A 10,885-nucleotide genomic window follows, 5' to 3' on the forward strand; every position below is an offset into this window, starting at 1 on the left:
GGGAGCGGGGGGCGGCCGGGGTGGCCGGGGTCGTCGTTCGGGTCATCACTCGCCGTCCGTGAGCAGGTACGCGTGCACCGCCCCCGCCGCCGCGACGGACGCGAGCAGCCGGGCCAGCTCGGGCGGGGCGTCGAGGAGCGCCCGGGTGCGGGCGCCGGCCGTCGCGCGCTCGGCGGCGGCCAGCGCGGCCAGCGCGCGCCGGGCGTCCCCGGGCACCTCCGCGTCCCCGGGGGTCCCGGCGTCCCGCGCGGCCCCCGGGGACGCGGAGGCGCCCGGGCGCCCGGTGCCGCCGCGGTCCGCCGTGCCGCCGAACGCCTTCACGTGCCGTGCCACGTCCGCCCGCAGCGGCTCCAGCCGCCCGGCGAGGCCGGGGTGCGCGGCGATGGTCCGGTCGTAGCGGGCCAGCAGGTCGGCGCTGTCGCGCGCCGCGTGCCGCCGCAGCCCCTCCGCGCGGGAGGAGAGTTCGTGCTCGGCGGCCCGTCGCGTGCCGCCGGAACCGGAGCATCCGGTGAGGAGCAGCGCGGCACCCGCCGTCCCGGCGGCCAGCAGGCTCCGCCGGCGCGGACGCGAGTCGATCGGCACGGGCGCTCCCTGGGGAGTGGTTCGGTGGTGTGTGGGTACAGCGGTGATCACCGCCCTGCGAGCGTACCCGTGTTCGCACGGTCCCCCGAGGCGGGTCACCGTTGCGCCCCGCGCGTACCCCGTGCGGGGGACGGCCGCCCGGCGGAGCGCCTTCCGATCTTCTGGTCGGCGCGGCTCGCCGCAGACGATAGGCTTGACCCCCGAACCCCCAGGACTGGATGTTTCCCACAACAGCACACGCGGCCGAGGAGTCACCCGGATGAGCACCACCCAGAGCGAGAGGCTGCGAGGTCTGCTGGAGCCGCTCGTGACCGCGAGGGGCCTGGATCTGGAAGAGGTCACCGTCACCCCGGCCGGGAGAAGGCGCGTCCTGCGCGTTGTGGTGGACTCCGACGAGGGCGTGCAGCTCGACGCTTGCGCCGAGCTGAGCCGCGCGGCGTCCGAGGCGCTGGACGAGACCGACGTGATGGGCGGCGCGCCCTACGTGCTGGAGGTGACCTCGCCCGGCACCGACCGTCCGCTGACCGAGCTCCGGCACTACCGCCGCGCCCTCGGCCGCCTGATCAAGGCTCAGCTCACCGAGGAGGCGGGCGGCGGCGAACTGGTCGCCCGGATCACCGGAGTGGACGACGACGGCGTGGAGGTGGAGGTGCCCGGCGTGAAGGGGCGCAAGCCCACCGCCCGCCGGCTCGCCTTCACCGAGATCGCCAGGGCCCGGGTGGAGATCGAGTTCAACCGGAAGGCCGCCGAGAAGACCGAGAAGGCACGTCAGGCTGCGGCCTCTGACGACGAGAGCCAGGAGGAGGCGTAGCCGTGGACATCGACATGAGTGCCCTGCGGGGCCTGGTGAGGGAGAAGGAGATCTCCTTCGACCTGTTGGTCGAGGCGATCGAGGCCGCCCTCCTGATCGCCTACCACCGCACCGAGGGCAGCCGCCGCCAGGCGCGCGTGGAGCTGGACCGCGAGACCGGGCACGTGACGGTGTGGGCCAAGGAGGACCCGGAGGACCTGCCCGAGGGCGCCGAGCCGCGCGAGTTCGACGACACCCCCTCCGGCTTCGGCCGGATCGCCGCGACCACCGCCAAGCAGGTCATCCTCCAGCGGCTGCGGGACGCCGAGGAGGAGATCACCTTCGGCGAGTACGCCGGCCGCGAGGGCGACATCGTCGCGGGCGTCGTCCAGCAGGGGAAGGATCCGCGCAGCGTCCTCGTCGACATCGGCAAGCTGGAGGCGATCCTGCCCCCGCAGGAGCAGGTGCCGGGCGAGGACTACTCCCACGGCACCCGGCTGCGCACCTATGTGGTCCGCGTCGCCAAGGGCGTCCGCGGCCCGTCCGTCACCCTCTCGCGCACCCATCCCAACCTGGTGAAGAAGCTCTTCGCCCTGGAGGTGCCGGAGATCGCGGACGGCTCGGTCGAGATCGCCGCCATCGCCCGCGAGGCCGGGCACCGCACCAAGATCGCCGTGCGGTCCACCCGTCCGGGCCTGAACGCCAAGGGCGCGTGCATCGGCCCGATGGGTGGCCGGGTGCGCAACGTCATGGCGGAGTTGCAGGGTGAGAAGATCGACATCGTGGACTGGTCGGACGACCCGGCCGAGATGGTGGCCAACGCCCTCTCGCCCGCCCGGGTGAGCAGGGTCGACATCGTCGACGCCGCGGCCCGGTCGGCCAGGGTGACCGTGCCCGACTACCAGCTCTCGCTCGCGATCGGCAAGGAGGGGCAGAACGCCCGCCTGGCCGCTCGGCTGACCGGCTGGCGGATCGACATCCGCCCGGACACCGAGCAGAGTGGGGAGCAGAGCGGAGCACAGCGCTGAGTGTCGGTAACCGTCCGTACCCCACCAACGGCGCAACCGGCGCGGGGAGGTAGACTGAATAGTGTCTGGCCGGACGCGCGCCCGCGCACGCCCTGAACGTACCTGCGTGGGTTGCCGGGAGCGGTCGGGCAAGGGCGATTTGCTGCGTGTGGTGTTGATCGAGGACAGGTGTGTTCCCGATCATCGCGGTACGCTGCCCGGCCGGGGTGCCTATGTGCACCCTGCACCGACCTGTGTCGACCTGGCGGTCCGCCGCCGGGCGTTCCAGCGGGCCTTCCGGGTCCCTGGGCCGCTCGATACCGCGGAACTGCGCCAGGCAGTACCGCGGGCAACACCGTAAGACAGCAAGCACGACAGCCCGCACGGCACCCCGTGCGGGAGAGGTACCTCGCGAGTTGGAAGTAGGTCGAGATTGCGATGAGCACTCGATGAGTACGCGATGAGTACGCCCATGCAGTAGCGAAGGTCCGGCGGACGACCCCCCGGACCGTAAGGAGCGAAGTGGCTAAGGTCCGGGTATACGAGCTCGCCAAGGAGCTTGGAGTCGAGAGCAAGGTCGTCATGGCCAAGCTCCAGGAACTCGGTGAATTCGTCCGTTCGGCGTCCTCGACGATCGAGGCGCCGGTCGTACGCAAACTGACTGACGCATTGGACGCGGGCAACGGAGCGGGCGGAGCCAAGAAGTCCGCCGCCAAGCCCGCCGCGCCGCGCAAGGCGGCGCCCCCCAAGCCCGGCGCACCGAAGCCGGGTGCCGCGGCACCCCGGCCGGGTGCCCCCAAGCCGGGCGCCCCGAAGCCGGCGGCCCCCGCGGCCGACGCGGCGAAGAGCACCCCCGCCAAGAACGTCCCGACCCCGGGACCGGCGAAGAACGTCCCCACTCCCGGGCAGCGCCCGACCCCGGCCAAGCCGGGCCCCGCGCAGCCCACGCCTCCGGCGAAGCCGGAGTTCACCGCGCCGCCGTCCACCCCGGCCGCGCCCCGGCCGGGTGCCCCCAAGCCGGGCGCCCGTCCGGCGCCGACCGGTCAGGGCCAGGGCGGTCGCGGCCAGGCCGCGCCCCGGCCGGGCGCTCCCAAGCCGGGCGCCCGTCCGGCCGGTCCGCGTCCGGGCAACAACCCCTTCACCTCCGGCGGTTCCACCGGCATGGCGCGCCCGCAGGCGCCCCGGCCGGGCGGTGCCCCGCGTCCCGGTGCCCCCGGCGCCCCGGGCGGTCCGCGTCCCGGCGCGGGTCAGGCCGGCCCGCGTCCGCAGGCTCCCGGCGGCCGTCCCACCCCGGGCAACATGCCGCGTCCGCAGGGCGCCGGGCAGGCGGGTTCCGCCGGTCCGCGTCCGGGCGGCAACCGGCCCAACCCGGGCATGATGCCGCAGCGTCCCGCCGCGGGTCCGCGTCCGGGCCCCGGTGGCCGCGGTCCGGGCGGCGGCGGCCGTCCGGGCGGTGCCGGTCGTCCCGGCGGTGGCGGCGGCTTCAGCGGCCGTCCCGGCGGTGCCGGTGGTGGCGGCGGCTTCGGCGGCGGCCGTCCCGGCTTCGGCGGTCGTCCCGGCGGCCCCGGCGGCCGTGGCGGCACGCAGGGCGCGTTCGGCCGTCCCGGCGGTCCGGCGCGGCGCGGCCGCAAGTCGAAGCGGCAGCGGCGCCAGGAGTACGAGGCCATGCAGGCCCCGTCCATCGGCGGCGTGATGCTGCCGCGCGGCAAGGGCGAGACCGTCCGGCTGTCGCGCGGTGCGTCGCTCACCGACTTCGCGGAGAAGATCAACGCCAACCCGGCGTCGCTGGTCCAGGTGATGTTCAACCTGGGCGAGATGGTCACCGCGACCCAGTCGGTCTCCGACGAGACGCTCCAGCTCCTCGGCGAGGAGATGAACTACGTCGTCCAGATCGTCAGCCCGGAGGAGGAGGACCGCGAGCTGCTCGAGTCCTTCGACATCGAGTTCGGCGAGGACGAGGGCGGCGACGAGGCCCTGGTGCCGCGTCCGCCGGTGGTGACCGTCATGGGCCACGTCGACCACGGAAAGACGCGCCTGCTGGACGCGATCCGCAAGACCAACGTCATCGAGGGCGAGGCCGGCGGCATCACCCAGCACATCGGTGCGTACCAGGTGGCGACCGAGGTCAACGGCGAGGACCGCAAGATCACCTTCATCGACACCCCGGGTCACGAGGCGTTCACCGCCATGCGTGCCCGCGGTGCCAAGTCGACCGACATCGCGATCCTCGTGGTGGCGGCCAACGACGGTGTGATGCCCCAGACGGTCGAGGCGCTGAACCACGCCAAGGCGGCCGACGTGCCGATCGTGGTGGCGGTCAACAAGATCGACGTCGAGGGCGCGGACCCGCAGAAGGTGCGCGGCCAGCTCACCGAGTACGGGCTGGTGGCGGAGGAGTACGGCGGCGACACCATGTTCGTCGACATCTCCGCCAAGCAGGGCCTGCACATCGACGAGCTGCTGGAGGCCGTGATCCTCACCGCGGACGCCGCGCTCGACCTGCGGGCCAACCCCGACCAGGACGCCCAGGGCATCGCGATCGAGGCCCACCTCGACCGCGGCCGCGGCGCCGTGGCCACCGTGCTCGTCCAGCGCGGCACCCTGCGGGTCGGCGACACCATGGTCGTCGGCGACGCGTACGGCCGTGTCCGGGCGATGCTCGACGACCGTGGCGAGCACCTGGAGGAGGCCGGTCCGTCGACCCCGGTCCAGGTGCTGGGTCTGACCAGCGTCCCGGGCGCGGGCGACAACTTCCTGGTGGTCGACGAGGACCGCACGGCCCGTCAGATCGCCGAGAAGCGCGCCGCCCGCGAGCGCAACGCCGCCTTCGCCAAGCGGACCCGCCGGGTCTCCCTGGAGGACCTGGACAAGGTGCTCAAGGCCGGCGAGGTGCGTCAGCTCAACCTCATCATCAAGGGCGACGCGTCCGGTTCGGTCGAGGCCCTGGAGTCGGCGCTGCTCCAGCTCGACGTCGGCGAGGACGTGGACCTGCGCGTCCTGCACCGCGGCGTGGGTGCGGTCACCGAGACCGACATCGACCTGGCCACCGGCTCCGACGCCATCGTCATCGGCTTCAACGTGCGTGCCGAGGGGCGCGCCACGCAGAAGGCCGAGCGCGAGGGCGTGGACGTCCGCTACTACTCGGTCATCTACCAGGCGATCGAGGAGATCGAGGCGGCCCTCAAGGGCATGCTCAAGCCGGAGTACGAGGAGGTCGAGCTGGGCACGGCGGAGATCCGCGAGGTCTTCCGCTCCTCCAAGCTCGGCAACATCGCGGGTGTCATCATCCGCTCCGGCGAGGTCAGGCGGAACAGCAAGGCGCGTCTCATCCGCGACGGCAAGGTCATCGCGGAGAACCTCACCATCGAGGGTCTGCGTCGCTTCAAGGACGACGTCACCGAGATCCGCGAAGGCTTCGAGGGCGGTATCAACCTCGGAAACTTCAACGACATCAAGGTCGACGACATCATCGCGACGTACGAGATGCGGGAGAAGCCCCGCGCCTGACACCCACCGGTGGGCCCGCCCGCGGGCCCACCGGTGACGGCCACGGAGCCTCCCGTCCCGGCGGGGGGCTCCCGGCCGTTATTGCGTCGATCGGCGAGGACCGGTGCGTGTACGGTTCTCGTGTCCCTGCCGGGCGTCGGCAGGGCTCCACGGACGAGGCCTCACGGGTCGGCTGGACCCGCATCGCATGTACGTAGGCACACTCTCCTTCGACCTGCTGCTCGGCGACGTACGGTCGTTGAAGGAGAAGCGGTCGGTCATCCGCCCGATCATCGCCGAACTGCACCGCAAGTACGCGGTGAGCGTCGCGGAGGTCGGGGAACAGAACATCCACCGCAGAGCCCTGATCGGCCTGGCGGCGGTCTCCGGGGACGCGGGTCACGTCACGGACGTGCTCGACCGGTGCGAACGGCTGGTGGCCGCGCGGCCGGAGGTGGAACTGCTGTCGGTACGGCGGCGGTTTCACGGTGACGACGACTGAGCGCATCCGGACCGGAACCGAAGCGCATTCGAACCGAACGCATCCGAAACAGAAAGAAGCAGACACATGACCGACACCGCGCGGGCACGCAAACTCGCTGACCGCATCCGGGTCGTGGTCGCGGAGACCCTCCAGCGGCGGATCAAGGACCCGCGGCTCGGCTATGTGACGATCACCGACACCCGGGTCACCGGCGACCTGCGGGAGGCGACCGTCTTCTACACGGTCTACGGCGACGACGAGGAGCGGGCGGCCTCCGCCGCGGCGCTGGAGAGCGCCAAGGGCGTGCTGCGCTCGGAGGTCGGGCGGCAGACCGGCGTGCGCTTCACGCCGTCGCTGACGTTCGTCCCGGACGCCCTCCCGGAGAACGCCAGGACCATCGACGACCTGCTGGCGAAGGCCAAGGCGTCCGACGCCCAGGTGCGGCAGGCGTCCTCGGGCGCGACGTACGCGGGCGACGCCGACCCGTACCGCAAGCCCGTCCGCGAGGAAGAGGAACAGGACGGCGAGACGGACGGCGAGGACGTCTGACCCGTGGCACGCACAGGCACCCAGGAGCCCGGCGGGCTGGTCATCGTCGACAAGCCCGCCGGCTTCACCTCCCACGACGTCGTCGCCAAGATGCGCGGCATCGCCCGCACCCGCCGGGTCGGGCACGCCGGGACGCTGGACCCGATGGCCACCGGCGTCCTCGTCCTGGGCATCGAGAAGGCCACCCGGCTGCTCGGCCACCTGGCGCTGACCGAGAAGGAGTACGTCGGGACCATCCGCCTGGGCCAGAGCACGGTCACCGACGACGCCGAGGGCGAGATCACCGCCTCCACCCCGGCCGCCGGCATCCCGCGCGAGGCGATCGACGACCAGGTCGCCAAGCTGACCGGCGACATCCTCCAGGTCCCCTCCAAGGTCAGCGCCGTCAAGGTCGACGGCAAACGGGCGTACGCACGGGTGCGCGGGGGAGAGGAGGTCGAACTGGCCGCCCGGCCGGTCACCGTCTCCTCCTTCACCGTGCACGACGTGCGCGAGGAGAGCGCGGAGGACGGCACCCCCGTGCTGGACCTGCTGGTCTCGGTCGTCTGCTCCTCCGGCACCTACATCCGGGCGCTCGCCCGCGACCTGGGCGCCGGCCTGGGCGTCGGCGGCCACCTCACCGCGCTGCGCCGCACCCGCGTGGGCCCCTACGGCCTGGAGGCGGCACGCACCCTGGAGCAGCACCAGGAGTCCCTGGCCGTCACGCCCCTCGGGGAGGCCGCGGCGGCCGCCTTCCCCCGGTGGGACGTGGACGAACGGCGGGCCGGGCTGCTGGCGAACGGCGCGCGGATCGCCATGCCGCCCACCCCGTCCGGCCCGGTGGCCGCCTTCGGTCCCGACGGCCGCTTCCTCGCCCTGGTCGAGGAGCACAAGGGCAGGGCCAGGATCCTGGCCGTCTTCGTCTGAGGGGCGTGTCCGGAGGACTCGCGCACGGGGGCCGCGGAGACGCGGGCCGAGGCCGTACCGCCGGAACCGGCCGTTCCCGGGCCGGCGCACCGTGGGGCGGGCACCATCCCTGGTGCCCGCCCCACGATCCCCCTCCTGTGTGCCTCTATCTCCTTATCCGCCGAAGGGCCCGGATTCACCCTGCCGACCGGGCGCTCGGAGTGAATCGCGGCGCGCACGGGGGCGTTTCCCCCGGACGCCCCGCTCCGGCCCCGGAGCCGGCCGTCCCGGCCCCGCGACCCGCCGCACGGGCGCGGGGCCCGTGCGGAGCGCCGGGACCGTCATGGCACCCTTGGACCGGCACCATCCACTGGCATTCGGCGAGGAGCGGGCACTGTGCAGCGCTGGCGTGGCTTGGAGGACATCCCCGAGGACTGGGGGCGCAGCGTCGTCACCATCGGCTCCTACGACGGGGTGCACCGCGGGCACCAGTTGATCATCGGCAAGGCGGTCGAGCGCGCCCGTGAGCTGGGCGTGCCCGCCGTCGTCGTCACCTTCGACCCGCACCCGAGCGAGGTGGTGCGGCCCGGCAGCCACCCGCCGCTGCTCGCCCCGCACCACCGCCGCGCCGAGCTGATGGCCGAACTCGGGGTGGACGCGGTCCTGGTCCTGCCCTTCACCGAGGAGTTCTCCAGGCTGTCGCCGGCCGAGTTCGTGGTGAAGGTGCTGGTCGACAAGCTCCGTGCCCGCACGGTCGTGGAGGGCCCCAACTTCCGCTTCGGACACCGGGCCGCGGGCACCGTGGAGACCCTGGCGGAACTGGGCCGGACGTACGACTACGACGTGGTGGTCGTCGACCTGTTCGTGCGCGGCGAGGCGGGCGGTGGAGAGCCGTTCTCCTCCACCCTGACCCGGCGGCTGGTGGCCGAGGGCGACGTCGAGGGCGCGGCGGAGGTGCTGGGCCGCCCGCACCGGGTGGAGGGCGTGGTCGTGCGCGGTGCGCAGCGCGGGCGCGAGCTGGGCTACCCCACGGCGAACGTCGAGACCCTGCCGCACACCGCGATCCCCGCGGACGGCGTCTACGCCGGATGGCTGGTCGTGGACGGCGAGTCGATGCCCGCCGCCATCTCCGTCGGCACCAACCCGCAGTTCGACGGCACCGAGCGGACGGTGGAGGCGTACGCCATCGACCGCGTGGACCTCGACCTGTACGGGCTCCACGTCGCCGTGGACTTCCTGGCCTACATCCGCGGCCAGGAGAAGTTCGCCACGCTCGACGGGCTGCTGGAGCGCATGGCGGAGGACGTGCGGGTGGCGAAGGAACTGCTGGGCTGACCACCGCCCGCAGGGCGGACGGACCGACGGCCCGCCGCTCCCCGGTGGCGCACGCACCGGGAGCGGCGGGCCGTCCGCGTCGTACGGCGACCGGCAGCCGCCGTCACTGCTCCGGCTGCTGCTGTTGCTGCTGCCACTGCTCCGGCGGCGGCGCCGGCTGCTGCTGCCACTGCTGGCCGGGCATCGGCGGCGCCGCCGCGCCGGGCTGCCAGCCCTGCTGAGGACCGGGCTGCGGCTGCCCGGCCTGGCCCGGATACGCCTGCCCCGGATAGGGCTGTCCCGGCTGGGGCTGTGCGTACGGCTGCCCGGGCTGCGGCTGGTACGGCGCCTGCGGCGGGGCACCGGCGCCGGGGTAGGGCTGCTGGGGCTGCTGCTGGCCGGGCAGCGGCGGCGCCACGTGCGGCGGGTTCCCGCCGGGCGACCACAGGCCCTGCTCCTGCTGGTGGCGCGAGAAGTCCTCGGCGATCAGGGCGGCGAGGTTGAAGTACGCCTCGCGCGTCTTGGGCCGCATCATGTCCAGGTCCAACTCCGCGCCCGTCGCCAGGTGTTCGTCGAACGGGACGACCACCACGTCGCGGCAGCGCGTCTTGAAGTGCGCCACGATGTCGTCCACCTTGATCATCTTCCCGGTCTCGCGCACCCCGGAGATGACCGTGATGCTGCGCTGCACCAGCGCGCCGTAACCGTGCGCGGAGAGCCAGTCCAGCGTCGTGCTGGCGCTGCTGGCGCCGTCCACGGACGGGGTGGAGATGATGATCAGCTGGTCGGCGAGGTCGAGGACGCCGCGCATCGCGCTGTAGAGCAGGCCGGTGCCCGAGTCGGTGAGGATGATCGGGTACTGCCTGCCCAGCACGTCGATGACGCGGCGGTAGTCCTCGTCGTTGAAGGTCGTGGAGATCTCCGGGTCCACGTCGTTGGCGAGGATCTCCAGGCCGGAGGGCGCCTGCGAGGTGAACCGGCGGATGTCCATGTAGCTGTTGAGGTACGGGATCGCCGTCACCAGGTCGCGGATGGTCGCGCCCGTCTCGCGCCGCACCCGGCGGCCGAGCGTGCCCGCGTCCGGGTTGGCGTCGATCGCGATGACCTTGTCCTGCCGCTCGCTGGCGAGCGTCGCACCGAGGGCGGTGGTGGTCGTCGTCTTGCCGACGCCGCCCTTGAGGCTGATCACCGCGATGCGGTAGCAGGACAGCACGGGCGTGCGGATGAGGTCGAGCTTGCGCTGCCGCTCGGCCTCCTCCTTCTTGGCGCCGATGCGGAACCGGGAGCCGCCGCCGCGGCTGCTCTGCGGACGGGGCTTCCGCTTCTGGTTCAGCAGGCGGTCGGAGGACAGCTCGACCGACGCGGTGTACCCGAGGGTGCCCGGCTGGCTCGGCGGCTGCTGCCGCGGATCGGGCCAGGCGGTACCGGCACGGGGGTCCTGCGGCTGGGGCTGTGCGGTCGAGGGTGCGGCCGGGGGCTGGGGTCCGGGCTGGGGGAAGCCGTAGCCGCCCTGGGGTGCCGGTGCGGGGGGCATCGGCTGGGACGGTCCGGGCTGCGGCTGTGCGGCCGGAGGCTGCGCCTGCGGCTGGGGCTGTGCGGCCGGAGGCTGCGCCTGCGGCTGGGGCTGTACGGCCGGCGGCTGCGGGAAGCCGTAACCACCCTGCGGCGCGCCCGGGAGCGGCGGCATGGGCGTCCCGGCCTGGGACGGTCCGGGCTGCGGCTGGGGCTGTGCGGTCGGGGGCTGGGGCTGGGCGGGCGGTTGGGGTCCGGGCTGGGGGAAGCCGTAGC

General features: G+C 73.4%; 10 protein-coding genes. 8 read left to right on the top strand and 2 right to left on the bottom strand.

Going from position 1 to position 10,885, the window contains the following annotated elements; translation table 11 throughout:
* Window positions 1-45: 45 nt before the first annotated feature.
* Window positions 46-582, bottom strand: coding sequence for a hypothetical protein (locus tag VE546_RS15355; RefSeq protein ID WP_324922586.1), 537 nt, complete (start codon window positions 580-582; stop codon window positions 46-48).
* Between the two features lie 259 nt (window positions 583-841).
* Here VE546_RS15355 and rimP point away from each other — a divergent pair, with 259 nt between their 5' ends.
* The 8 genes from rimP to VE546_RS15395 all read left to right on the top strand — a co-directional run bounded on the left by rimP (window position 842) and on the right by VE546_RS15395 (window position 9,118).
* Window positions 842-1,393, top strand: coding sequence for a ribosome maturation factor RimP (gene rimP / locus VE546_RS15360; RefSeq protein ID WP_324922588.1), 552 nt, complete (start codon window positions 842-844; stop codon window positions 1,391-1,393).
* A gap of 2 nt (window positions 1,394-1,395) precedes the next feature.
* A complete protein-coding gene (gene nusA / locus VE546_RS15365) occupies window positions 1,396-2,400 on the top strand; it encodes a transcription termination factor NusA (RefSeq protein ID WP_324922590.1) in 1,005 nt (334 codons plus the stop codon).
* 61 nt (window positions 2,401-2,461) lie between these two features.
* Entirely contained in the window at window positions 2,462-2,740 is a 279-nt protein-coding gene (locus VE546_RS15370) for a YlxR family protein (protein ID WP_324922592.1), read from the top strand.
* A gap of 161 nt (window positions 2,741-2,901) precedes the next feature.
* Window positions 2,902-5,886: a translation initiation factor IF-2 gene (gene infB, locus VE546_RS15375; RefSeq protein ID WP_324922594.1), complete on the top strand. Its 2,985-nt coding sequence runs from the start codon at window positions 2,902-2,904 to the stop codon at window positions 5,884-5,886.
* 187 nt (window positions 5,887-6,073) lie between these two features.
* Window positions 6,074-6,367, top strand: coding sequence for a DUF503 domain-containing protein (locus VE546_RS15380; RefSeq protein ID WP_324922596.1), 294 nt, complete (start codon window positions 6,074-6,076; stop codon window positions 6,365-6,367).
* 66 nt (window positions 6,368-6,433) lie between these two features.
* A complete protein-coding gene (rbfA, locus tag VE546_RS15385; RefSeq protein WP_324922597.1) occupies window positions 6,434-6,898 on the top strand; it encodes a 30S ribosome-binding factor RbfA in 465 nt (154 codons plus the stop codon).
* A gap of 3 nt (window positions 6,899-6,901) precedes the next feature.
* A complete protein-coding gene (truB, locus tag VE546_RS15390; protein WP_324922600.1) occupies window positions 6,902-7,804 on the top strand; it encodes a tRNA pseudouridine(55) synthase TruB in 903 nt (300 codons plus the stop codon).
* 375 nt (window positions 7,805-8,179) lie between these two features.
* Window positions 8,180-9,118 (top strand): bifunctional riboflavin kinase/FAD synthetase, encoded by a 939-nt coding sequence (locus tag VE546_RS15395; RefSeq protein ID WP_324922602.1) that lies wholly within the window; start codon window positions 8,180-8,182, stop codon window positions 9,116-9,118.
* Between the two features lie 103 nt (window positions 9,119-9,221).
* Here the strand turns inward: VE546_RS15395 and VE546_RS15400 are convergent.
* Window positions 9,222-10,885, bottom strand: a 1,664-nt coding sequence (locus tag VE546_RS15400; RefSeq protein ID WP_324922603.1) for a MinD/ParA family protein, incomplete at its 5' end; no start/stop codon positions are given.

Source organism: Streptomyces sp. (assembly GCF_035644915.1).
Classification (GTDB): domain Bacteria; phylum Actinomycetota; class Actinomycetes; order Streptomycetales; family Streptomycetaceae; genus Streptomyces.